Source organism: Pseudomonas sp. GW821-FHT12A04 (genome assembly GCF_058807755.1).
This window is the reverse complement of record NZ_JBXAQZ010000002.1, coordinates 15,700-37,940: the sequence shown is the minus strand read 5'-3', so window position 1 is coordinate 37,940 and position 22,241 is coordinate 15,700. Positions and strand designations below refer to the sequence as shown.

The following is a 22,241-nucleotide window of genomic DNA, read 5'->3' as shown; positions in this document are numbered from 1 at the left end:
CCTGCGACTCTCTATTTGCGCAAAAAACGAGCAAGTCTACACCCCTCGACGGGGCAGAACAAAACTCAGCAGAAATAGCGCGGCGGCCGTCACCACAATCGACGGGCCGGCCGGGGTGTCCTTGAACCAGGACAGCGCCAGCCCGCCACACACGGCGAGTATGCCCAGCAGGCTCGCGCCCAGTGCCATCTGTTCCGGCGAGCGAGCATGACGTTGTGCCGCAGCCGCCGGGATAATCAGCAACGAAGTGATCAGCAATACGCCAACGATTTTCATCGCCACGGCAATTACCACGGCGATCAACAGCATTAACGCCAGGCGCAATCCCGCCACGGGCAAACCTTCGACCCTGGCCAGTTCTTCATGCACCGTGATCGCCAGCAATGGGCGCCACAACGTAACCAGCAAGACCAGTACCGCCGCGCTGCCGCCAAGAATCCAGGCCAGATCGGTCGGGCTGATCGCCAGCAGGTCACCGAACAGATAGGCCATCAGGTCGATCCGCACTTCGTGCATGAAGCTTAGTACCACCAGGCCCAGAGAGAGCGTGCTGGGTGCGAGAATTCCCAAAAGTGTGTCGGATGCCAGCGGCTGGCGTTGTTGCAACGTCACCAGCATCACCGCCAACAGCAAGCAGCCAACAGTGACGGCAACGGTCGGGCTGACATCCAGCAGAAAACCCAGGGCCACGCCGAGCAATGCCGCGTGGGACAGGGTGTCGCCGAAATAGGCCATGCGCCGCCAGACCACGAAAGACCCCAGCGGGCCTGCGACGACGGCCAGGGCCAGGCCTGCAAGCAGGGCGTAGAGCAGAAAATCAGCCATGCTTGCAGCTATCTCCGTGAACATGGGGTTGGCCCGACGCGGGCGCCTTGACCACCGAGCCATGCAAGTCGTGGGCGTGGTCGTGATGGTGGTGATAAATCGCCAGGCTTTGTGCGTTCTTTCCGAACAGCTCGACGAAAGCCGGATCGCCGCTGACCTGCTCGGGATGGCCGGAACAGCATACGTGACGATTGAGGCAAACCACCTGGTCCGTGGTGCTCATCACCAGATGCAAATCGTGGGAGACCATCAGCACACCGCAACCATGACGGTCACGCAGGCGGGTGATCAGGCTGTACAGCTCGGCCTGGCCGGCCACGTCGACGCCCTGTACCGGTTCGTCGAGTACCAGCAGTTCCGGTTCGCGCAACAAGGCACGGGCCAGTAACACACGTTGCATTTCGCCACCGGAAACGCTTTGCACCGGGCTGTCGATCACCTGTTCGGCGCCGACTTCCTTGAGTGCAGCCAAGGCCATCGCACGGTCCACCCCCGGTACAAGGCGCAGGAAACGCAGGACCGACAGCGGGAGGGTCGGATCGACATGGAGTTTTTGCGGCATGTAACCGACCCGCAGTTTCGGCTTGCGCCAGACGCTGCCGCTGTCCGGTTTCAACAGGCCGAGCACGGCACGCACCAGGGTGGTTTTGCCTGCGCCGTTGGGGCCGATCAGGGTAACGATCTGCCCCGGCTCGACGCTCAGTTCGATGTTGTCCAGCACCGGTTGCCCGGCGAACGTGACGGCAACCTGCTCAAGACGGATCAGCGCGTTGCTCATCAAGCCCCCTGGCAACCGGAGCAGAGACCGACCACTTCAACGGTCTGGCCTTCGACGACAAACCCGACATCCCTGGCGCTGGCGATGATCGCGTCGCTGATGGATTTTTGCTCAAGTTCGATCGCGGCGTGGCACACACGGCAGATCAGGAACTGACCCTGGTGAGCATGTTCCGGGTGATTGCAGCCGATGAAGGCGTTGAGCGAGGAAATCCGATGGACCAGGCCGTTTTCCAGCAGGAAATCCAGCGCGCGGTACACCGTCGGCGGCGCGGCGCGACGACCGTCCTGCTCGCTGAGGACCGCGAGAATGTCGTAGGCACCCAAAGGCTTGTGGCTTTGCCACACCAGCTCCAGCACTCGCCGGCGCAACGCGGTCAGGCGCAGACCTTGACGTGCGCACAGGGCATCGGCCTCGGACAAAGCGCTGTGAACGCAATGTGAGTGGTCGTGGGGACGGCTGGCGATCGGTGTTTTTAGCATGAGCGGCGACGAGGTTTGTGAGAGACGTTATTATGTTACCCGTTCTCGCCTCTTCGAGTGGTCATCGTGTCCCGACTTTTTTCTGTTTTTGTCGCATTTATCGCAAGTTTTCTGCTGATCGGTTCGGCGCAGGCCGAGGTCAAGGTCCTTACCAGCATCAAGCCTCTGCAACTGATCGCCGCGGCGGTGCAGGATGGCGTGGCGATCCCCGAGGTTTTGCTGCCACCGGGTGCCTCACCGCATAACTATGCGTTGCGCCCTTCCGACGTACGCAAGGTGCAATCGGTGGACCTGCTGTACTGGATCGGCCCGGACATGGAGGGCTTCCTGCCACGTGTGCTCAATGGTCGTACGTTGCCCAACGTCGCCGTGCAGGATTTGCCGGGCATGAAACTGCGTCACTTTGCCGAAGATAACCACTCCCACGCTGAAGAAGCCGACGAACACGACCACGATCACCGTCCGGGCAGCCTGGATGCGCACTTGTGGCTGTCGCCGGTCAACGCCCGGGTCATCGCCACGAAAATGGCGGCTGACCTGAGTGCCGCAGATCCTGCAAATGCCGCGCGCTATCAGAGCAATCTGAAAGCCTTCGACGAGCGTCTCGATGCACTGGATGCGCGCCTGAAGAAACGCCTGGCCGATGTTCAGGGCAAGCCCTACTTCGTTTTCCACGAAGCCTTCGACTACTTCGAAGACGCCTACGGCCTCAAGCACGTGGGTGTGTTCAGCGTCGCGGCCGAAGTGCAACCCGGTGCCCAGCATGTCGCGGCGATGCGCGCGCGATTGCAGGAAGTCGGCAAGACCTGCGTGTTCAGCGAACCGCCGCTGCGGCCCCGTCTGGCGGAAACTCTGGTGGCGGGTTTGCCGGTGAAACTGGCTGAACTGGATGCGCTGGGCGGGTACACGCCGGCGACTGGCCAGGGCTATGAGCAGGTGTTGGAGAAATTGGGGAATGATCTGGCGGGGTGCCTGGAGTCGTTGTAACCGACACCAGACCCTGTGGGAGCGAGCTTGCTCGCGAAGGCGGCATTACATCAATATCAATGTTGACTGACCCGCCGCTATCGCGAGCAAGCTCGTTCCCACAGGTCAAAGCCTTTAAAGGGCGAAAGGCAAAGGCGTGTTGACTGTCTGTCGCTGCGCCAGGCGCAACTGGAACTCCATCGGATCGTGAATCAACACATCCTGTCCGGCAAACGACTCCGCCGCGATCAGGCGTGACAACCAGAACCGTACGCAAGCCACCCGCAGCATGGTCGGCCACAACTCGGCTTCGGCGGCGGTGAACGGTCGCAAGGCCGCGTAAGCGCCCAGCAAGGCCCGCGCTCGCGGTCCATCGATTACGCCATTGTCGTCCGAGCACCAGTCGTTCAAGGCAATCGCCACGTCGTAGAGCATCGGCCCGGAGCAGGCGTTGTAGAAGTCGATCAGCCCGGTCAGGTGCGTGCCTTCGAACATCGCGTTGTCGCGGAACAGGTCGGCGTGAATGTTCGCCCGCGGCAGTGCCAGGATTTTTTCCTTCTGCCGGGTGATTTCTTCCAGCGCCCGTTGCAGCAGGTCTTTCTGTTCGGCGCCGAGGTGCGACAGAAACTGCGTGCCCTCTTCCAGCATCCAGTCCAGGCCGCGATCGGTTTTGCGTTTGATCATGTTGGCCTGGGTCGCCAGGTGCAGATGGCCGAGCAACTCACCCACCTGCGCGCAATGTTGCGCGTTGGCTTGCTTGATGTGCTTGCCGGCCAGGCGCGGTTGCAGCAACGCAGGTTTGCCCGCCAGTTCGCGCAAGGCCACGCCGTCTGTGGTGCGCAAGGCGTAAGGCACCGGCAGGTCAGCGCCGTGCAGTACGTCGAGCAGTTCAATGAAGAATGGCATCTCCTGAACCGGACCGCGCTCGACCAGGGTCAAGACAAATTCGCCCTGCTCCAGGCTGATAAAGAAATTGGTATTTTCGCTACCGGCGGCAATCCCCTGGAAATCAAGCAGGCGGCCGAGGCCATAAGGGGCGAGAAAAGCTTCCAGCTCGGGCCGAGCCAGGGGGGTGAACACAGACATGTTTAAGCTGCCAGTACGGGCGCCGCTGTTGAGCCGGCGCCGATTAAAGTTAAGGACGACTTACCACTTAAAAATTTCCCACGCCGGAATCAGCATATCCGGGTAGTCGGAGCGGACGAAGTTTCCCTCCGAGCCATCCGCGCGCACCAGGAAATACGGTTTGCCAACCTTTGGGGTGACCTTGATGGCGTACAAAAAGCCGTTTTGCCGGTATTCCTGAATGAGTTTATCGCCTTCCGTGCGAATGGTGACATCCGGGTCCGCCGATGGCGCATCGTCCGCCGCCATCACGGCCGATGGTGCGATTGCAAACAAGCCAGCCAGCAACAGGCGATTTAGTGTGCGCATGATAACCTTGTCCCTTTGTCGTCAACGGTCCCGCTATTCTAGCGCCGGACCCGCCGAAAAGGTTGATCCTGCTCATGAGCCAAGCCCCCCTCGTCCTGGTGGACGGTTCTTCTTACCTGTACCGCGCCTTTCACGCGCTGCCACCGCTGACCACGTCCAAAGGCCTGCCGACCGGTGCGGTCAAGGGCGTGCTGAACATGCTCAAGAGCCTGCGCAAGCAATATCCGGACAGTCCGTTCGCCGTGGTGTTCGACGCCAAGGGTGGGACTTTTCGCGATGAGATGTTCGCCGAATACAAGGCCAACCGTCCGAGCATGCCCGACGATATGCGCGTGCAGATCGAGCCGCTGCACCAGAGCGTGATCGCCCTGGGCTTCCCGCTGCTGTGCGTCGAAGGCGTCGAGGCCGATGACGTGATCGGCACCCTGGCCCGCAGCAGTGCGGCGGCGGATCGTCCGGTGATCATCTCCACCGGTGACAAGGACATGGCGCAACTGGTCGACGGTCACATTACCTTGGTCAACACCATGACCGGTAGCAGCATGGACGTGGAGGGCGTGAAGGAGAAATTCGGCGTCGCTCCGGAGCAGATCATCGATTATCTGGCGCTCATGGGCGATTCTTCCGACAACATTCCGGGTGTTCCAGGCATCGGTCCGAAGACGGCTTCCGGCTTGCTGGTCGGTGTGAACGGCGGTCTGACCGAGCTCTATGCGCAACTCGACATCGTACCGACCCTGCCGATTCGCGGCGCCAAAACCTTGCCGGCCAAGCTCGAAGAGCACAAGGAAATGGCCTTCCTGTCCTATCAGCTGGCGACCATCAAGGTTGACGTGCCACTGGACGTTGGCCTCGACGACCTGAAAATGGGCGCGGAAGATCCTGCGAAACTCTACGAGTTGTACTCCCTGCTGGAGTTCAAGAGCTGGCTGAACGACCTTGATCGCGACGCCAAACGCCTGGAACTGAGCGCTGCCGCCGAGCCAGCACCGGCCGCCGATCTGTTCAGCGAACCAGAGGCCGAAGCACCGGCCGTCGCTGCTGAAGCCGCCTATGAAACCATCCTCGATCAAGCGCGGTTCGATGCCTGGCTGGAAAAACTGAACAACGCCAAACTGTTTGCCTTCGACACCGAAACCACCGGCATCGATGCGCAGCAGGCGCAACTGGTGGGGCTGTCGTTCGCGGTTCAGGCTAACGAAGCGGCCTACATCCCGTTGACCCATTCCTACATCGGTGTGCCGCAGCAGCTGGATCGTGACACGGTCCTGCGCGCGCTCAAGCCGATTCTGGAAGATCCGAACAAGCTCAAGGTCGGCCAACACGCCAAGTTCGACATGAACATCCTGGCCAACTGCGCCATCGGCGGCGATCAGGACAACGGCATTACCGTGCGTGGCATCGCCTTCGACACCATGCTTGAGTCCTACGTGCTCAACTCCACGGCCACCCGCCATGACATGGACAGCCTGGCGCAGAAGTATCTGGACCACACCACGGTAAGTTTCCAGGACATCGCCGGCAAAGGCGTGAAACAGCTGACGTTCGACCAGATCGCCCTGGAGCAGGCCGGGCCTTACGCCGCCGAAGATGCAGATATCACCTTGCGTCTGCACCATGCCCTGTTCGAAAAACTCTCGGCTATTCCGAGCCTGGCCAGCGTACTGACCGACATCGAAATCCCGTTGGTGCCGGTATTGGCGCGTATCGAGCGCCAGGGCGCATTGGTCGACGCCGCCTTGCTGGGCGTGCAAAGCATCGAACTGGGCGACAAGATGGTGGCGCTGGAGCGTGAAGCCTTCGAGATTGCCGGCGAGGAATTCAACCTCGGTTCGCCCAAGCAACTTGGCGTGATCCTATACGAGAAGCTCGGCCTGCCGGTACTGAAGAAAACCGCCAAGGGCCAGCCATCAACCGCCGAAGAAGTGCTGGCCAAACTGGCAGAAGACGACTATCGATTGCCGAAAGTGCTCATGGAATATCGCTCCATGAGCAAGCTGAAAAGCACCTATACCGACCGTCTGCCGGAGCAGATCAACCCGCGTACCGGGCGGATCCATACCTCGTATCACCAGGCGGTGGCGTCCACCGGGCGGCTGTCCTCCAGCGATCCGAACCTGCAGAACATCCCGGTGCGCACCGCCGAAGGGCGTCGCATCCGCCAGGCCTTCGTGGCCCCGGTCGGTTACAAGCTGCTGGCGGCGGACTATTCGCAGATCGAACTGCGGATCATGGCGCACCTGTCCCGGGATGAAGGGCTGATGAACGCCTTCCGCCACAATCTGGACGTACACACCGCGACCGCCGCCGAAGTGTTCAAGGTCGAACTGGCCGAAGTGACCTCCAACCAGCGCCGCAGCGCCAAAGCGATCAACTTCGGCCTGATCTACGGCATGGGCGCGCAGAAGCTCGGCAAGGACATCGGCGTCGACACCAAGACCGCCAAGGCCTACATCGATACCTACTTTGCCCGGTACCCAGGCGTTCGCCAGTACATGGATCGCACGCGTGCCCAGGCCGCCGAGCAAGGTTATGTCGAGACGTTCTTCGGCCGTCGTCTGTACCTGCCGGACATCAACTCCAACAAGCCGCAAGAGCGCGCCGCTGCCGAGCGCACGGCAATCAACGCACCGATGCAAGGCACCGCTGCGGACATCATCAAGAAAGCCATGGTCGCGGTGGATAACTGGCTGACCGCGTCGGGCCTCGACGCCAAAGTCATCTTGCAGGTGCACGATGAACTGGTGCTCGAGGTGCGTGAAGACCTGGTCGACCAGGTTCGCGATGAAATTCGCGTACACATGAGCGAAGCGGCGAAGCTGGATGTGCCGTTGCTGGTCGAAGTGGGTGTTGGAAATAACTGGGATGAGGCTCACTGAGCCTTCTTGTAGGAGCGAGCTTGCTCGCGATGGAGTGTCAGACACATCGATTTCGACTGAAATTCCATCGCGAGCAAGCTCGCGCCTACAGAAAATTGTCGAGTTCTGCTGCGGCATAGTGCCGCGGCAGAAGGGCGCAAAAAAAACAGCTTGGTCCGGAGGGCTATCAGAGTAATTTCAAAGCTATCTGAAAAAAATCTGAACTAATCTTGCGCACCACCACTCAGAGTTACTGAATGGCTGGTGAAGCCCTTCGATGCTCCTATGTTGTGTTAAGTGTTGGCAGATATCTGGACCCCGCCCTAGCGGTCTAGAGCTTCAACCCCGGAACTTCTCCCTCCCCATATGAAGCCCGGGGTTTTTTTTGCCCCGAGAAAACTGCCTGCGTGCGCCGCAGGCAGTTTTCGGCACTTACTGAGCTTCTGCTTCGGCACCCTTGTCCGCCAGCTCCATCCATCCAGCCAATACGGTGTAGGCATCTTCCAGGCCCATGCGTTTGGGGGCCGAAAACAGCTGGATTGTCACCAGATCGCCCCAACCCTTGCGGATTTCCGCCTGAACCTTGAGCAGGGTGTTCTTGGCCGCGCCATAGGTCAGCTTGTCCGCTTTGGTCAGCAGAATGTGCATCGGCATGCCTGCAGCCACGGCCCAGTCGAGCATCAGCAGGTCGAAATCGGTCATCGGATGGCGGATGTCCATCATCAGGATCAGCCCCTTCAAACTCTCGCGACCACCCAGATATGCCTCCAGGTGACGCTGCCAGTGTTGCTTGAGCGGGATCGGTACTTTTGCATAACCGTAGCCCGGCAGGTCGACCAGACGGCGTTCATCGTCTAGCTTGAAGAAGTTCAACAGCTGCGTGCGTCCCGGGGTTTTCGAGGTGCGCGCCAGGCTGGCGTGGGTCAGGGTGTTCAAGGCACTCGACTTGCCGGCGTTGGAACGCCCGGCGAAGGCGACTTCGAAGCCCTCGTCATCCGGACATTGATCGACTTTGGCGGCGCTGAGCATGAAGGTGGACTGTTGGCACAGACCGAGGATGGGATTCTTGAGTTGCATGGGATTTCCGATGTGGGCGGCGCCAGGAATGGGTGCGGCAAGCAGTGTCGCTTCCGTTTCAGTGACGCCAGTATATAATGCCGCAGATTTTGTGTGCGCTTTGTCCCAGCGTAGGACGAAGTTCACGAGAGCGACAGACCTTGATTGCGCACTAGAACGCAGCTCGCTCTCAACCCTGAAAAGGTCGTTTTATGACGAAATGGCTGCTAGCTGCCGGTGTATTGATGCCGCTTTACAGCGCTCAGGCTACACAGGATCCGGAAGCTGTGTACAACCGTGTTTGTGGTGCCTGTCATTCCGGCCAACTCCCCATGGCGCCGAAAAAAGGCGATCAGGAAGCTTGGACGCCGAGGTTGGCGAAAGGTATGGAGACGCTGGTGCAACACGTGACCCAGGGTTTCAAGGCGATGCCGCCGCGTGGTTTGTGCATGGACTGCAGTGCCGAGGATTACCAAGCCATCATCCTTTGGATGAGCGAGTAAGCCCGGTCCATAACTCTTAACCCTTAGCCGTAGTTGGATTAGCTGATGAAGAAATTGATCGTGAGTCTGCTGTTGACCGTGGGCATCTCCGGCATGGCCCATGCTGCAGGTGAGGCAGTACAACCGGGTGATGCAAAAGCCGGCCAGGCCAAAGCCGCCGTCTGTGGCGCCTGCCACGGCCCGGATGGCAACAGCATGGCGCCAAACTTTCCGAAACTGGCAGGTCAGGGTGAACGCTACCTGACCAAGCAATTGCACGACATCAAGTCGGGCAAGCGCACCGTTCTGGAAATGACCGGCCTGCTGACCAACCTGAGCGATCAGGACCTGGCGGACATCTCTGCCTACTTCGCCAGCCAGAAAGGCAGCGTCGGTGCCGCCGATCCGAAGATCGTCGCTCGCGGTGAGGCCCTGTTCCGTGGTGGTGACCTGGCCAAGGGCCTGCCAGCCTGCACCGGTTGCCATTCGCCAAATGGCGCAGGTAACGCGGCTGCCGGTTTCCCGCACCTGGGTGGACAGCACGCTCAATACGTCGGCAAGCAACTGGTCGATTTCCGCAAGGAAGAAGGTGGCCGCACCAACGACGGCGATACCAAACCGATGCAGAGCATTGCCAAGAAGCTGAGCGACGAAGACATCGCCGCGGTGTCCAGCTACATTCAAGGCCTGCACTAAGGCCGGTGGATCGGGCGTTGAACGGCGTGCTGATCGCCTGCAACGTTAACGCTCGATTAATCCGTCTCGGCAAGTATAAAAAGGGTGGCCTTGGCCGCCCTTTTTTGTGGCCGCTGCCGTTACACTACAGAACTCAAGCCCGCCAGGATCTGTCTGAAAACAATCGCGCGCGGCGAAAAAATTTGTCCAGGAGTAAAGCATGCGTAATCTGATCATCAGTGCCGTTTTTGCCGCTGCCAGCCTGTTTGGCATGACTGCCCAGGCCGCCGACGCCCCAGCCGCCCCTTATGTCGAGCTGACCAATCCGGTTCCGGTTGCCGTGCCTGGCAAGATCGAAGTGGTGGAGCTGTTCTGGTACGGCTGCCCGCATTGCTATCATTTTGAACCGACAATCAATCCTTGGGCTGAAAAACTGCCATCCGATGTGAATTTCAAGCGTATTCCAGCCATGTTCGGCGGAGCTTGGGATGCTCATGGCCAAATGTTCTTGACCCTTGAGTCCATGGGTGTTGAGCAAAAGGTTCATGCCGCGGTATTCGACGCGATCCAGAACAAAAAAATGAAGCTGATCGACAAGAATGACATGGCTGACTTCCTGGCTACCCAGGGCGTAGACAAGGATAAATTCCTGGCCACCTTCGACTCCTTTGCTATCAAGGGCCAGGTTGTTCAAGCCCGTGAACTGGCCAAGAAGTATGAAATCTCCGGCGTTCCAACCCTGGTCGTCAACGGCAAGTATCGCTTCGACGTGGGTTCTGCCGGCGGTGCCGAACAGGCCCTGCAACTGGCCGACAAACTGATCGACAAAGAGCGAGCGGCTAACAAGGCTGCCGCCAACTAAGGGCAGTCACTGCCATGCGCCGATGGGGTACTGAACGCATCGTTGGCCTGCATGATCCGCGGGTCAACGAGCATCATCTGGAATCCACGGGCCTGCCCGCAGACAGTCGTCTGCGCTTGCTCAGTTTCAATATCCAGGTCGGTATCAGTACCGAGCGCTATCGGCATTACCTGACCCGGGGCTGGCAGCACCTGCTGCCGCACACGGGGCGTGCCGATAACCTGCAGAAAATCGGCAATCTGCTAGGCGACTTCGATCTGGTCGCCTTGCAAGAGGCCGATGGCGGCAGCCTGCGATCAGGTTACGTCAATCAGGTCGAACACCTGGCCCAGCTCGGCGCCTTTCCCTACTGGTATCAACAACTCAATCGTAATCTCGGTCGCCTGGCCCAGCACAGCAATGGCGTGCTCAGCCGATTGCGTCCGTGGGCAATTGAGGATCATCCGTTGCCGGGACCAAAGGGTCGCGGAGCCATTCTGGTACGGTTCGGCGAAGGCCCGGAAGCGCTGGTGGTGGTCATGATGCACCTGGCGTTGGGCGCCCGGGCACGCAGTCTGCAATTGGCCTACATCCGCGAGTTAATCGGCGACTACAAGCATCAGGTGCTGATGGGCGACATGAACACCCATGCCAGTGACCTGCTGCAACATTCCCCGTTGCGCGATCTCGGCCTGCTTGCGCCGCAACTGGAAGCGACGTTTCCCAGCTGGCGCCCACAGCGCTGCCTGGACCATATCCTGCTGAGCCCGAGCCTGACCCTGGAAAAGGTTGAGGTGCTGGCACAGCCCATTTCCGATCACCTGCCGGTCGCGGTAGAGATTCGTTTGCCGGGTTCGCTCACGGCCGATGCATTGCCCGCGTTGAGTCCTGCCCCTCGCGGATCCCATGAATGAGCGACGAAGCACAGCGCTGGAAAGAGAAATACCTCAAAAGCATCGAACAACAGGAAAAGCTCGAACGTCGCTGGGACGCGCGGCTCGACTTGCTGCGTCGCGGGCTGGTGCGCAGCACCCTGGCAGCGGAAGGTACGGACCGCGCCGTTGACCAATGCATGAAGGAAATGCGCGAAGTCGTGCGTACCGATGACATGGACGCCGGCCTGGCTGCGCTGATTCCACGCCTGGAAAAAGCCGTGCTTGACTCCGAACAGCGTCGGGAAACCCGAGTCAACCAGACCAGTGCCGCCTTGACTGCGCTGGTCACGCAACTGCAAACATTGCCATTGCCACGGGATGTGAGTCGGCCACTCAAGAATTTCGCCAAGCACCTGGATGCGCGGGTCAGTCAGGCGCGCGAGATGCCCTTGCTGCTCAGCGAGCTGAGTGGCTTGCAGGGCAAGGCCCTGAGCCAGCTGGAGACCCCAACGGAGAACGGCCGGCCGGGCTTGCTGCAGCGGTTGTTCGGCGGTCGTGAAGCGCAGGAGACGGAGGCATCAACGGCCTCTGCTCCTGCGCTGGCTGCCCCTGTAGCCGAGAGCCCTGCGGCAAGCTGCGAGGTACCCGCTGTTGAGCGAGTCGAGGACGAGTTCGCGCCGACCGAGCCAACCGTGGCTTTTGCACCTCCGGCTGCGGAGCCTCAACCACCCAGTGCAGCCGCGGCGGAAATCGAATCGGCCGAGAAACCGACCCCGGAAACCATCGCGATATCACCTGAGTCGCAAGCGAACCCCGACGAGCTGACCGCGCAAGCATCACCCGATAGCTTGCCCTTACCTCCGATTCCGATGCAGGACGTGGCCGTCGTCGATCAGGCGTCATCCGAACACGACATTCTCTACGCACTCCCGGATTCCCCCGAGCCCTCCTACAGCTCGGTGGCCAGCCACATCGAAGACACGTTGCTGGGGCTGCTCGACGACCTGACACTGCCCGAGCGTCATCGTCCACAAGCAGAATCCATGCGCGATCGTCTGAAAAACGGTCTGAACTGGTACGAATTGCTGCCGATTCTCGACGACTTCGCCACATTGATGCTGGCCATTACCGACAGCGGCCAGCATGAGTTCGAAGCCTATCTGCAACGACTGAACGAACGTCTCGAATCGTTCCAGAGCAACTTGCAGGCCGCCACCGCGGGACACGCCGACAACCGTTCGGCTGCGCGACAGATGGACACGCAGATCCGCGAACAGGTCGATGGCCTGCAAAGCAGCATGCAAGAAGCCGCGGACCTGGAAGATCTCAAGCACGTACTGGAAAACCATCTCGAAGGCTTGCTGGGCACCATGGACCAGCACCAGAAACAGCGCGATGAGCGCGAGCAGGAGGTCGCTGCGCGCCTGCACAGCCTGGCCGAGCGGGTCGCCCATATGGAGCAGGAGGCCCAGGGTTACCGCGAGCACCTTGAAGAGCAACGACAGAAGGCATTGGTCGACCCGTTGACCGGGCTGCCCAACCGCGCGGCCTGGAGCGAGCGCCTGGGTCATGAAGTCACACAATGGCAACAACATGGCAACACGCTGTTGCTGGCCATGCTCGACCTCGATCATTTCAAGCGCATCAATGACAACTACGGGCATCTGGCCGGTGACAAAGTGCTGAAAATCATCGCCAGCGTGTTGCGCAAGCGGCTGCGCGGAACGGATTTCATTGCACGGTTTGGCGGCGAGGAGTTTGTGCTGTTAATGCCATCCACGGTGCCGGCGGCGGGGCTGAAGATGCTGGAAAGCTTGCGGGCCTCCATCGAAGCCTGTCCGTTCCACTTCAAGGGAGAGCCGGTGACCATTACCGTGTCTATCGGAATGACGGCGTTCAGGCCGGGTGAACATAGCGATCAGGTACTTAAAAGAGCCGATCAGGCGCTGTATCGCGCAAAAAATGCCGGCCGCAACCGAGTGGAACCGAGCTGACGGTGATCTGTTCCATTTTGTTTAATTCGATGGGATTGCCGTCCGCCCGCAAGGCATTACGTTACACTGTTGCATTATTGTCTTGCGTGTACTGCCTTTCGCCATGAAATATTTTGCTCTGATCTTATCGCTGATTGTGCTTGCCGGCTGTGCCAGCGGTCCCCGTTTCAACACCAGCCACTCTTCGGCCAATTACGACAGCCGCGTGCAATTTGTGGTGGTGCATTACACCAATGCCTCGCTGGAGCGTTCGTTGCAATTGCTGACCCACGGTGAGGTCAGCAGCCATTACCTGATCGGCGACGACAAGGGCGCCACCATCTACAAGCTGATGGATGAAAATGTGCGGGCCTGGCACGCCGGGGAGAGTGAGTGGAATGGCCGCACCTGGCTGAACTCCAGTTCCATCGGTATCGAAATCGTCAACCCGGGCTTCGAGGACACCCCGACCGGACGCGTGTGGTATCCCTACACCGAAGACCAGGTCCAGTCGCTGATCGTATTGCTCAAGGACATTAGCAAACGTCACGGCATAAAACCTCGCGAGATCATTGGCCATAGTGATATTGCACCCTTGCGCAAGCTGGACCCGGGGCCGCTGTTCCCCTGGAAGCATCTGGCCGCCGAAGGCTTGGGCATCTGGCCGAATGAACAGTCGGTGGCGCGCCAGCAAATGTTGTTCGCCGAGCAGTTGCCGAGCATCAGTTGGTTTCAGGCGCAGTTGGCCCGCCTGGGTTATGCCTCGCCACAGACCGGCGAGCTCGATGTCGCGACACGACATGTGATAGCGGCATTTCAGATGCATTTCCGTCCGGCGCGTTTCGATGGCACTCCGGATGCGCAAACCGCCGCGCTACTGTGGGTGTTGAACCAGACAAAATAATGACGCCCGCCCGACGGTCAGGGCTTTTTTCCAATCAGCAGCTATAACTCATTGGTAATACATCGGATATTGCACAATGACTGCTGCTCGAGAGACCTTCCGTAGTTGGTTCCATCGCCCCTGGTTCCTGGGGCTGATGTCTACTGTCTTGAGCGCAACATTATTGATGGCCGGCAGCCTGTTCGTCGCCATACACCAGGTCGAGCAAAGCGAAAGCGAAGAAATGAATGCTCAGGGCGAACGCTTCCTCGCCCGTCTCGAACAGCTCTTCGGGCAACTGCGTGAAAGCCTTGATGACCTTGAAGCGCAACCGTTGCGCGGCTGCGATGCTGAAATGATCGCGACCTTGCAACAGGTTACGTTCAATTATCGCTTCGTCTACGAAGCCGCCTACATGGACTCTTCACGAATCTGCTCCAATCGCCCTCGTCAGGAAGGGCTGTCGCTGAGTCGATCGCCAGACATCAAAGGCCCGACTTACAGCTATTGGCTCAATACCACCACTGAACCCGATGAAAACCGTGCCGCGCTGATGCTCGGGCGCGGGAATTTCCGGGTGGCGACCTCTCGCGGGCATTTGACCGATATGGTCGACCTGTCGCCGGGCAGCAGCCTGCTTGTAGTTCTGGACCATGGCGCGCGCGCGATTCCGGTGCTGGGCGCTTCTCAGGTCTGGCCGCCGGCCGAGGCCTGGCCACCGAAAAACCGTGATGCGCTGCAGATCACCCAGGCACGCCTGATATACCGGATGCCCACCGACAACCCGGAATATCAATTGGTGTTGATCAGCCCGCGCACCGGCATGCATATCCCGGCGGTCTGGTGGTGGTTGCTGCCGGCCAGCCTTGCGCTGGGCATATGCGTTGGGTTCCTGGTGTTTTTGCTGGTGCGCCAACGGCAGTCGCTGGACGCCGAGCTGGCCGGCGCGATTCGCCGTGGCGAGTTGCAGGTGCTGTACCAACCGATCTTCGACCTCGATAGCCGCAACTGTGTCGGGGCAGAAGCACTGCTGCGCTGGCGCAGGCCGGACGGCACCCTGACCAGCCCCGACCTGTTCATTCCGATGGCGGAGAACACCGGGCAGATTCGCCAGATGACGGACTTCGTCTTGCAGCGCCTGCTCGAGCAACTCGGCCAGTTGCTGCGTGCGAACCCGCAGCTGTACATCTCGGTCAATCTCGCGGCGTGTGATGTGATGGTTCCGCGGATTGGCCAGGTGATGGCGCGGCTGCTGACCCTGCATCGCGTCGCTGCGCGGCAAATTGCTTTTGAAGTCACCGAGCGCGGGCTGGTCGATGTGGTGGTGGCCCGGGAAAACCTGCAAGCGCTACGGGATGTCGGGCATCAGGTGTTGATCGATGATTTTGGCACCGGCTATTGCAGCCTCGCCTATTTGCAAACCCTGCCGGTCGATTGCCTGAAAATCGACAAGGCGTTCATTGATGCGCTGGGCCATGACGCCGCCAGCAGCGGCGTGGCCCCGCATATCATTCATATGGCCCAGTCGCTGCACCTGAAGGTGATTGCCGAGGGCATCGAACATGAGGCCCAGGCCGCGTTCCTGTGCAGTGAAGGCGTGAAGTTCGGCCAGGGCTGGCTGTTCGCCCGCGCGTTGAGCGCAGTGCAGTTCACGGAATTGATTACCCGGGGCCGGCGTCGGGCCGGCCGGCGCCTGGATGACGAAGCGTGAGGGTGACCTAAACGGTCAGCGTCATGTAGAACTGAGTTCCTTGCCCCGGTCGTGAATAGACACCCATCCGTCCGCCATGCAATTGCACGATTTCCTTGCACAAGGCCAGGCCGAGCCCGGCCCCGCCCTTCTTGCGTCCAACCTGCACGAAGGGCTCGAAGATCCGCCCCTGCTGACCGTAGGCAATACCTTCGCCGTTGTCCTCGACACTGATGATGACCCGGTCACCGTGACGCCGGGCCTGCAAGCGTATCCGCCCGCCGGAGCCGGTGTGACGCAAGGCGTTGTCGAGCAAATTGTCGAGTACCCGCTCCAGTTGTGGCTGGTCGGCCTGCAACCGCGGCAAAGGCCCTTGCACTTCCACCAGCAGATTGATTTCCTTCTCTTCGGCCGATGTGGCAAAACGTGACCGAGCCTGTTCCAGCAACGCCTCGATAGAACACGGCGTCAGGGTGAGTTTCTGCAAACCGTTCTGGTAACGGGAGAAATTCAGCAGGTCATTGATCAACTGCATCAGCCGCTGCATCTCTTCGTTAACGGTATCGAGCAGGTCGGCTTCCCGGGAATCCGGGGCAAAGTGAGCGCGCTCACGGAACAATCCGAAGGCCATATGCATGCCGGTGACCGGTGTGCGCAATTCATGGGAGGCTCGCAATACGAATTCGCTGCGTACCCGTTCGAACGCTCGTTGCTCCGTGACGTCATGCAGCACCATCACGGCACCCAGAATATGGCCTTGGGTATGGCTGACCGGGGTCAGGCTGTAGGTCAGCAGTCTCGACTCGCCATCGACTTCGACACTCAAGTCTTCCGGCGCCCGCTCCAGCGTGCCGCCGCGCAGCACCAGTTGCAGCTGCTCATCGAGCTCGGGGCGCTCCAGCGCCGTACCCAACCCCTGCCCCAGACGATCGGACTCCCAGCCCAACTGACGCTGGGCTACAGGGTTAAGGTGTTCCAGATGGCCCTGACGGTCGATCATCAGCAGTCCGTCGTCGATGCTGTCGAGCACGGCCTGCAAGCGCTGCTGACCGGCCAGCAGCTCATCTACGTTGGTGGCCTGATGCTCACGCAGCGCCTGGGCCATGATCCCGAAACGCCGGGTCAGCTGGTTCAGTTCCACCGCCGAGGAAATCGGCAGGGTGACATCGAAATTGCCTTGGCCGATATTGTCCGCCGCCTTGGCCAAGGCCTCGATGGGCTCCCCGAAACGCCGGGCGATGGCTTGTGCGGTCACGAAGCCGATGATCAGCACCGCCAGCCCCACCAGTCCAAGCAACCCGGCAAACAGCAGCGCCTGCTCCCGGGCCTGGCGCTCGGTATCGCTGATGTTATCAAGCGCGCGCTTGTGCTCGGCGATCAGGCCATTGCGTAGCGCATTGAATTTTTCCGTCAGGTTGTCGTGGCTGCTGAGCACCTTCGACGGGTCCGGGGACGCTTCATAAGCCTGGATAAAGCGCTCGTAGTCGGCCTTGGCTTTTCTGAAACCGTGCTCGCTTGCGGTTTCCTCCGGTTCCTGGGCGATGCCTTCCTCCAGCAGTTCGAAGTAACGCTGCTTCGAGGCGGCGAAAGCGGCGGAGTCAGGCTTCTCGCTGAGCATGATGATCAGTTGATCACCCAGGGTCTGACGCAGCTTGAGCCCCAGGTCCAGGGTGATGAAGTTACTGCGGATCAGTGCTTCCTGGCTGCCGGCCATCTGCATCACGCTGACCAGCCCGAGCAAGAGCCCGAGCAGCGCGACGGTGATCAGTGCGGAGATGCTCAGGAAAAGCCGGGTCCGCAATTTCATCGCCAGTTTCATCGGCGATTGCTCACAAGTTGTACTGCTTGCGTTTGCGGTACAGCGTCGAGGCGTCGATGCCCAGGGTTTTCGCCGCTTGATCCAGGGTATCGGCGGTGGCGAGGACCGCGCCGATGTGGGCCTTCTCCAGCTCATCCAGGCTCAGTGCCGCGCCGATGCGAGGTGCATTGTTGACCGGGGTTTCAGCCATGCCCAGATGACTGATCTCGACCCGCTCCTGCGGACAGATGATACTCGCCCGTTCGATCACGTTGCGCAGTTCACGGATGTTGCCCGGCCAGCGATAGCCCAGCAGTGCTTCCCGGGCCTCGTCGCTGAAGACGCGCGCGGGACGGGCGTACTCCTTGACGAAGCGTGCCAGGAAACGGTCGGCCAGGTTGAGAATATCTTCGCGGCGTTCGCGTAGCGGTGGCAGGTGCAAGGTAATGACATTCAGGCGATAGAGCAGGTCTTCACGGAAACGACCGTCGCGCACCATGTCCTCAAGGTTGAGGTTGGTGGCCGCAAGGATGCGCACATCGGCACGGCGGGTCACCGGATCACCGACGCGCTCATATTCCTTGTCCTGAATAAAACGCAGCAACTTCGGCTGCAATGTCAGGGGAAAGTCGCCGATCTCGTCGAGAAACAGCGTTCCGCCGTCAGCTTGGTTGACTCGGCCCAAGGTGCTTTCGCTGGCGCCGGTGAAGGCGCCGCGGCTGTGGCCGAAGAGTTCGCTTTCCATGAGCTCGGCGGTCAGCGACGGGCAGTTGATCGTGACGCAGGATTTCTTCGCGCGTTTGCTCCAGCCGTGAATGGCTTGGGACAGTTCGCCCTTGCCGGTACCGGATTCACCCAGAATCAGGATATTGGCATCGGTCGTGGCAACCTGGCGGGCGGTTTCGAGTACCACTTTCATGGCCGGGCTGTGGGAGTCCAGACCATCCATGGGCTTGCGTACCTCGCCTTCCAGGGCTTCCAGTCGCGCCGACAATTGCCGCACTTCCAGTTGCTTGGCGGTTGCCAGCCGCAATTGATCGGGGCTACACGGCTTGACCAGATAGTCGGCGGCGCCAGCCTGAATCGCATCCACCGCCGTGTCGACGGCAGAGTGCGCAGTGACGATCACCACCCGCATCCAGGGCGCCTGGATACGCATCTGGGCCAGCACATCGAGGCCGTTGTCTTCACCCAGGCGCAAGTCGAGGAAGCACAGGTCGAAGACCTGCCGTTGCAACAGGGCTTCTGCCTGCGCGGCGCTGGTGGCGGTGGCCACGCTGTAGCCTTCGTCTTCGAGGCAATAACGGAAAGTACGCAGGATGGCGGATTCGTCATCCACCAGCAGAATGCGGCCTTGATGCTCAGTGGCGGACTCCATTTTCCTACGCTCCTTAATGAATGATCGTTATTTAGTCTCGGAGAAATCGGGCATGTTGCATGATTGATTCTGAGCCATTCCTGTCATGGCAGGGTAGCTTTCATCCCATGTATCGCTTAGCCGGCTAATTTCGTGGGTCTTAAATGGATGCCCGGTTTCCTGCAAAGGCCAGCGTGTATTTCTGACATCCGCGCCCTTCTCTCAATTCAAAAAATTTACGTCTTCCTTCAAACCAATCGTGCAATACGCACGACTGAACAAGAGGCATCGTGCAGGATGCGTGCGAAGTTAATTTTTTTATGTTCGTAAAGCATTGATATAAAAAGAAATTATTCAAAATAAAAGCTGGCATGCAGGCTGCAATTGTCTGGTTAACCAGGGCATTCAAAAACAAACGCCCGCAATCGAATACCGACCCCAGTGGTAGGAGCTCCAGGATGAACCGTCAACGTGCCGCCCACCTGCACCTCTCGCCTGTGTCTATCCAGCAAGGGTTGTTTGCCGTTCTGGCACTGTTGATCACCCTGATCGGCGGCCAGCAGTTTCTGCGCTGGGAGCAGAGCCAGCAGCCGGAAGCGCCACGTTTGTCGATTCCGCATCCGACCCAAACCCATTTCAGCGCTGTCAGCAGCGGTCAGGCCGATAGCCCCCCGATGCGCATGATGGATGTCGACCAGGCCGGGCCTGTGGGTGAGATACGTCATCAAGAGCGTTGGGTGTTCTAGGTAAAACTTCCGCCGCACACCATGCGCCAGGAAACGCAGCACCTTTAAACAGAAGCGTAAGGAGAATCACCATGTTGAGCTGGGCAATCACATTCCTGATCATCGCCATCATCGCTGCTGTACTGGGCTTCGGTGGTATCGCGGGCACCGCCACGGGTATCGCCAAGATTTTGTTTGTCGTGTTCCTGGTGATGTTCATTGTCTCCTTCTTCTTGGGCCGTCGCGGTCGAGGCTGATATGAGAAGGGTTGTTCAAGACTTGGCAGCCGCCCAGCTGTTGGGCGGTAGTGCCATGGCATGAGGGCTGGCGTTTCCCCGATATGCCTGACCTGCCCATGCAGGCTTGTTGACCGGACAGAATTTGTACACGAAGGAGGCCACAGCGCCTCTTTCCACCTGCGCCACCTGAGGAAGGCCGGCGCATGACCAAGGGGTCGGGACGTTCTGCCTGTTTCAGGGGCGGAGTGACCTACGGGTACAGGGAGTACCTGCGCAAGGGCCGGGTCAGGAAAAGCTGCTGCGCAAGTTCGTCGGACCGCCAAGGTTCGACGGACTTGCCAAGGGCTTGATCAAGCAACACATTGAAATAGAGCGCTCGTCTCGATTTCATCAGTGTTATCCCGTCCTTGTCCGTGTTACGTCGGAAAATACTTTTCCCGGTGTTTCATCTGCGACCGTATATCGAGAAAAATCACCTTTCTTTGGCCGCGACTTTTCCCTTCCTCCTGCGCGATTTTGCTGAAAAATCAACGCTCGGCCACTGCTCGAAAAATACTCAATCTGCTCTGTGATGGCCGGTTCACGGCACTTATGCCTGCCGAAATGTCGTATTCGAACCGGTTGGGACGCGCGTTTCGGTAAAAAAACCTCATGCCGATTCGGCATGGGGTAGGCGTTTACGGCATTAGACGGCGCTTCCTTGCATCGGAATAGTTGCGCCTTTTTTCGCCTGCCAGAGAGCCGTAAACACGCGTTCCGGGGCACCTTATACGGGGGGCAGATGCACTGGACTTTTTCGCCACAAGCGTTCCAGTTCGCGCATCTCCCTGAGTCAAACAACAAGTAAGGGTAAAGATATGAAGAAGGCAAAGCTTAGCCTCGCCTGGCAGATCCTCATCGGTCTGGTATTGGGGATTGCAATCGGTGCGCTGCTCAACCATTTCAGTGCCGAAAAAGCCTGGTGGATCAGCAACGTCCTGCAACCGGCAGGCGATATCTTTATCCGTCTGATCAAGATGATCGTGATCCCGATCGTCATTTCCTCTTTGATCGTCGGCATTGCCGGCGTCGGTGACGCCAAGAAGCTGGGGCGCATCGGCTTCAAGACCATCATCTACTTCGAAATCGTCACCACCATCGCCATCGTGGTCGGTCTGCTGCTGGCCAACCTGTTCCATCCGGGTGCCGGCATCGACATGAGCACCCTGGGCACTGTGGACATTTCCAAGTACCAGGCCACGGCGGCCGAGGTTCAGCATGAACATGCGTTCATCGAAACCATCCTCAACCTGATCCCGTCGAACATCTTTGCGGCCATGGTTCGCGGCGAAATGCTGCCGATCATCTTCTTCTCTGTATTGTTCGGTCTCGGTTTGTCGAGCCTGCAGGCGGACCTGCGCGAGCCGCTGGTGAAGATGTTCCAGGGCGTATCGGAAAGCATGTTCAAGGTCACTCACATGATCATGAACTACGCCCCGATCGGCGTGTTCGCACTGATCGCGGTGACCGTTGCCAACTTCGGCTTCGCGTCGCTGATACCGCTGGCCAAACTGGTGATCCTGGTTTACGTCGCCATCGCCTTCTTCGCTTTCGTGATCCTGGGCCTGATCGCTCGCCTGTTCGGGTTCTCGGTGATCAAGCTGATGCGCATCTTCAAGGATGAGCTGGTACTGGCCTACTCCACCGCGAGCTCCGAAACCGTGCTGCCGCGCGTGATTGAGAAGATGGAAGCCTACGGCGCGCCGAAAGCCATTTGCAGTTTTGTGGTGCCGACCGGTTACTCGTTCAACCTCGACGGTTCGACCCTGTACCAAAGCATCGCGGCGATCTTCATTGCCCAGCTGTATGGCATCGACCTGTCGATCAGCCAGCAACTGCTGCTGGTACTGACGTTGATGGTCACCTCCAAAGGCATCGCCGGCGTACCGGGCGTGTCCTTCGTGGTACTGCTGGCCACCCTGGGCAGCGTCGGTATTCCACTGGAAGGCCTGGCGTTCATCGCTGGTGTCGACCGCGTCATGGACATGGCTCGTACCGCACTGAACGTGATCGGCAACGCCCTGGCCGTTCTGGTTATCGCTCGTTGGGAAGGCATGTACGACGACGCCAAGGGCCAGCGCTACTGGAACTCCCTGCCGCACTGGCGCAGCAAAGAGAAGCTGCCGGTTGGTGAAACCTCCAGCAATTGATGCAAAACCTGCGGGAGCGAGCTTGCTCGCGATGGTGGCAGGGGCACCGGGCTTATCCAGAATGCCCGCATCATCATTGACGTCCATCGCGAGCAAGCTCGCTCCTACAACAAAC

At 59.5% G+C, this 22,241-nt stretch carries 20 protein-coding genes; 12 read left to right on the top strand and 8 right to left on the bottom strand.

The window, feature by feature from the left end:
• Positions 1 to 36: 36 nt before the first annotated feature.
• The 3 genes from znuB to zur are packed head-to-tail and all read right to left on the bottom strand — an operon-like array spanning position 37 to position 2,085.
• The gene (znuB, locus tag AC1RS8_RS02925) at positions 37 to 825 is read right to left on the bottom strand and encodes a zinc ABC transporter permease subunit ZnuB (RefSeq protein ID WP_057712600.1); all 789 of its coding nucleotides are present in this window, start codon (positions 823 to 825) and stop codon (positions 37 to 39) included.
• Positions 818 to 1,603, bottom strand: a complete 786-nt coding sequence (gene znuC, locus AC1RS8_RS02920) for a zinc ABC transporter ATP-binding protein ZnuC (RefSeq protein ID WP_007989407.1) — start codon at positions 1,601 to 1,603, stop codon at positions 818 to 820. The genes znuB and znuC overlap by 8 nt, the downstream gene beginning before the upstream one ends.
• Positions 1,603 to 2,085 carry a zinc uptake transcriptional repressor Zur gene (gene zur / locus AC1RS8_RS02915; RefSeq protein ID WP_008045818.1) on the bottom strand — a complete coding sequence of 161 codons (483 nt, stop codon included), beginning with the start codon at positions 2,083 to 2,085 and terminating at the stop codon, positions 1,603 to 1,605. Before zur ends, znuC begins: the two co-directional genes overlap by 1 nt.
• 66 nt (positions 2,086 to 2,151) lie before the next feature.
• Here zur and znuA point away from each other — a divergent pair, with 66 nt between their 5' ends.
• Positions 2,152 to 3,072, top strand: a complete 921-nt coding sequence (gene znuA, locus AC1RS8_RS02910) for a zinc ABC transporter substrate-binding protein ZnuA (protein ID WP_174245497.1) — start codon at positions 2,152 to 2,154, stop codon at positions 3,070 to 3,072.
• Positions 3,073 to 3,186: 114 nt separating this feature from the next.
• Here znuA and AC1RS8_RS02905 read toward each other — a convergent pair whose 3' ends face one another.
• Complete coding sequence (locus AC1RS8_RS02905; protein ID WP_057712598.1) at positions 3,187 to 4,137, bottom strand: homoserine kinase; 951 nt, start codon at positions 4,135 to 4,137, stop codon at positions 3,187 to 3,189.
• A gap of 60 nt (positions 4,138 to 4,197) precedes the next feature.
• The gene (locus AC1RS8_RS02900; protein WP_057712597.1) at positions 4,198 to 4,485 is read right to left on the bottom strand and encodes a DUF2782 domain-containing protein; all 288 of its coding nucleotides are present in this window, start codon (positions 4,483 to 4,485) and stop codon (positions 4,198 to 4,200) included.
• A gap of 74 nt (positions 4,486 to 4,559) precedes the next feature.
• Here AC1RS8_RS02900 and polA point away from each other — a divergent pair, with 74 nt between their 5' ends.
• Positions 4,560 to 7,364, top strand: a complete 2,805-nt coding sequence (polA, locus tag AC1RS8_RS02895; RefSeq protein ID WP_489339505.1) for a DNA polymerase I — start codon at positions 4,560 to 4,562, stop codon at positions 7,362 to 7,364.
• Between the two features lie 411 nt (positions 7,365 to 7,775).
• Here polA and yihA read toward each other — a convergent pair whose 3' ends face one another.
• Positions 7,776 to 8,420 carry a ribosome biogenesis GTP-binding protein YihA/YsxC gene (gene yihA / locus AC1RS8_RS02890; RefSeq protein WP_046042671.1) on the bottom strand — a complete coding sequence of 215 codons (645 nt, stop codon included), beginning with the start codon at positions 8,418 to 8,420 and terminating at the stop codon, positions 7,776 to 7,778.
• Positions 8,421 to 8,611: 191 nt separating this feature from the next.
• Here yihA and AC1RS8_RS02885 point away from each other — a divergent pair, with 191 nt between their 5' ends.
• The 7 genes from AC1RS8_RS02885 (at position 8,612) to AC1RS8_RS02855 (ending at position 15,839) form a co-directional block, all read left to right on the top strand.
• A complete protein-coding gene (locus AC1RS8_RS02885; protein WP_008002190.1) occupies positions 8,612 to 8,902 on the top strand; it encodes a c-type cytochrome in 291 nt (96 codons plus the stop codon).
• A gap of 45 nt (positions 8,903 to 8,947) precedes the next feature.
• Positions 8,948 to 9,577, top strand: a complete 630-nt coding sequence (locus AC1RS8_RS02880; RefSeq protein ID WP_057712594.1) for a c-type cytochrome — start codon at positions 8,948 to 8,950, stop codon at positions 9,575 to 9,577.
• Positions 9,578 to 9,776: 199 nt separating this feature from the next.
• Entirely contained in the window at positions 9,777 to 10,418 is a 642-nt protein-coding gene (gene dsbA / locus AC1RS8_RS02875) for a thiol:disulfide interchange protein DsbA (protein WP_057712593.1), read from the top strand.
• Between the two features lie 14 nt (positions 10,419 to 10,432).
• Entirely contained in the window at positions 10,433 to 11,311 is an 879-nt protein-coding gene (locus AC1RS8_RS02870; RefSeq protein ID WP_057712592.1) for an endonuclease/exonuclease/phosphatase family protein, read from the top strand.
• Positions 11,308 to 13,266 carry a GGDEF domain-containing protein gene (locus AC1RS8_RS02865; RefSeq protein ID WP_340312671.1) on the top strand — a complete coding sequence of 653 codons (1,959 nt, stop codon included), beginning with the start codon at positions 11,308 to 11,310 and terminating at the stop codon, positions 13,264 to 13,266. Before AC1RS8_RS02870 ends, AC1RS8_RS02865 begins: the two co-directional genes overlap by 4 nt.
• Positions 13,267 to 13,369: 103 nt before the next feature.
• Positions 13,370 to 14,149: an N-acetylmuramoyl-L-alanine amidase gene (locus tag AC1RS8_RS02860; RefSeq protein WP_489339506.1), complete on the top strand. Its 780-nt coding sequence runs from the start codon at positions 13,370 to 13,372 to the stop codon at positions 14,147 to 14,149.
• Positions 14,150 to 14,225: 76 nt separating this feature from the next.
• Complete coding sequence (locus AC1RS8_RS02855; RefSeq protein WP_057712590.1) at positions 14,226 to 15,839, top strand: EAL domain-containing protein; 1,614 nt, start codon at positions 14,226 to 14,228, stop codon at positions 15,837 to 15,839.
• Positions 15,840 to 15,846: 7 nt separating this feature from the next.
• On the opposite strand, the gene AC1RS8_RS02850 is transcribed toward AC1RS8_RS02855, so the two are convergent.
• Both AC1RS8_RS02850 and algB read right to left on the bottom strand, forming a co-directional pair.
• Complete coding sequence (locus AC1RS8_RS02850) at positions 15,847 to 17,637, bottom strand: KinB sensor domain-containing domain (protein WP_090452335.1); 1,791 nt, start codon at positions 17,635 to 17,637, stop codon at positions 15,847 to 15,849.
• Positions 17,638 to 17,647: 10 nt separating this feature from the next.
• The gene (gene algB, locus AC1RS8_RS02845; protein ID WP_057712588.1) at positions 17,648 to 18,994 is read right to left on the bottom strand and encodes a sigma-54-dependent response regulator transcription factor AlgB; all 1,347 of its coding nucleotides are present in this window, start codon (positions 18,992 to 18,994) and stop codon (positions 17,648 to 17,650) included.
• Positions 18,995 to 19,431: 437 nt separating this feature from the next.
• Between algB and AC1RS8_RS02840 the strand changes: the two genes are divergently transcribed.
• The 3 genes from AC1RS8_RS02840 to gltP all read left to right on the top strand — a co-directional run bounded on the left by AC1RS8_RS02840 (position 19,432) and on the right by gltP (position 22,126).
• A complete protein-coding gene (locus tag AC1RS8_RS02840) occupies positions 19,432 to 19,719 on the top strand; it encodes a hypothetical protein (protein WP_057712587.1) in 288 nt (95 codons plus the stop codon).
• Positions 19,720 to 19,790: 71 nt separating this feature from the next.
• Positions 19,791 to 19,955 (top strand): DUF1328 domain-containing protein, encoded by a 165-nt coding sequence (locus AC1RS8_RS02835; protein WP_090452337.1) that lies wholly within the window; start codon positions 19,791 to 19,793, stop codon positions 19,953 to 19,955.
• 839 nt (positions 19,956 to 20,794) lie between these two features.
• Complete coding sequence (gltP, locus tag AC1RS8_RS02830; protein ID WP_090452339.1) at positions 20,795 to 22,126, top strand: glutamate/aspartate:proton symporter GltP; 1,332 nt, start codon at positions 20,795 to 20,797, stop codon at positions 22,124 to 22,126.
• Positions 22,127 to 22,241 lie beyond the last annotated feature (115 nt).

Excerpts from the sequence above, each read along its gene's own strand:
- algB (WP_057712588.1), bottom strand. The coding sequence starts at position 18,994 with ATGGAGTCCGCCACTGAGCATCAAGGCCGCATTCTGCTGGTGGATGAC.
- AC1RS8_RS02835 (WP_090452337.1), top strand. The coding sequence starts at position 19,791 with ATGTTGAGCTGGGCAATCACATTCCTGATCATCGCCATCATCGCTGCT.
- AC1RS8_RS02900 (WP_057712597.1), bottom strand. The coding sequence starts at position 4,485 with ATGCGCACACTAAATCGCCTGTTGCTGGCTGGCTTGTTTGCAATCGCA.
- AC1RS8_RS02865 (WP_340312671.1), top strand. The coding sequence starts at position 11,308 with ATGAGCGACGAAGCACAGCGCTGGAAAGAGAAATACCTCAAAAGCATC.
- AC1RS8_RS02840 (WP_057712587.1), top strand. The coding sequence starts at position 19,432 with ATGAACCGTCAACGTGCCGCCCACCTGCACCTCTCGCCTGTGTCTATC.
- znuB (WP_057712600.1), bottom strand. The coding sequence starts at position 825 with ATGGCTGATTTTCTGCTCTACGCCCTGCTTGCAGGCCTGGCCCTGGCC.
- dsbA (WP_057712593.1), top strand. The coding sequence starts at position 9,777 with ATGCGTAATCTGATCATCAGTGCCGTTTTTGCCGCTGCCAGCCTGTTT.
- AC1RS8_RS02870 (WP_057712592.1), top strand. The coding sequence starts at position 10,433 with ATGCGCCGATGGGGTACTGAACGCATCGTTGGCCTGCATGATCCGCGG.
- gltP (WP_090452339.1), top strand. The coding sequence starts at position 20,795 with ATGAAGAAGGCAAAGCTTAGCCTCGCCTGGCAGATCCTCATCGGTCTG.
- znuC (WP_007989407.1), bottom strand. The coding sequence starts at position 1,603 with ATGAGCAACGCGCTGATCCGTCTTGAGCAGGTTGCCGTCACGTTCGCC.
- zur (WP_008045818.1), bottom strand. The coding sequence starts at position 2,085 with ATGCTAAAAACACCGATCGCCAGCCGTCCCCACGACCACTCACATTGC.
- AC1RS8_RS02855 (WP_057712590.1), top strand. The coding sequence starts at position 14,226 with ATGACTGCTGCTCGAGAGACCTTCCGTAGTTGGTTCCATCGCCCCTGG.
- yihA (WP_046042671.1), bottom strand. The coding sequence starts at position 8,420 with ATGCAACTCAAGAATCCCATCCTCGGTCTGTGCCAACAGTCCACCTTC.
- AC1RS8_RS02850 (WP_090452335.1), bottom strand. The coding sequence starts at position 17,637 with ATGAAACTGGCGATGAAATTGCGGACCCGGCTTTTCCTGAGCATCTCC.
- AC1RS8_RS02880 (WP_057712594.1), top strand. The coding sequence starts at position 8,948 with ATGAAGAAATTGATCGTGAGTCTGCTGTTGACCGTGGGCATCTCCGGC.
- AC1RS8_RS02860 (WP_489339506.1), top strand. The coding sequence starts at position 13,370 with ATGAAATATTTTGCTCTGATCTTATCGCTGATTGTGCTTGCCGGCTGT.
- polA (WP_489339505.1), top strand. The coding sequence starts at position 4,560 with ATGAGCCAAGCCCCCCTCGTCCTGGTGGACGGTTCTTCTTACCTGTAC.
- AC1RS8_RS02905 (WP_057712598.1), bottom strand. The coding sequence starts at position 4,137 with ATGTCTGTGTTCACCCCCCTGGCTCGGCCCGAGCTGGAAGCTTTTCTC.
- AC1RS8_RS02885 (WP_008002190.1), top strand. The coding sequence starts at position 8,612 with ATGACGAAATGGCTGCTAGCTGCCGGTGTATTGATGCCGCTTTACAGC.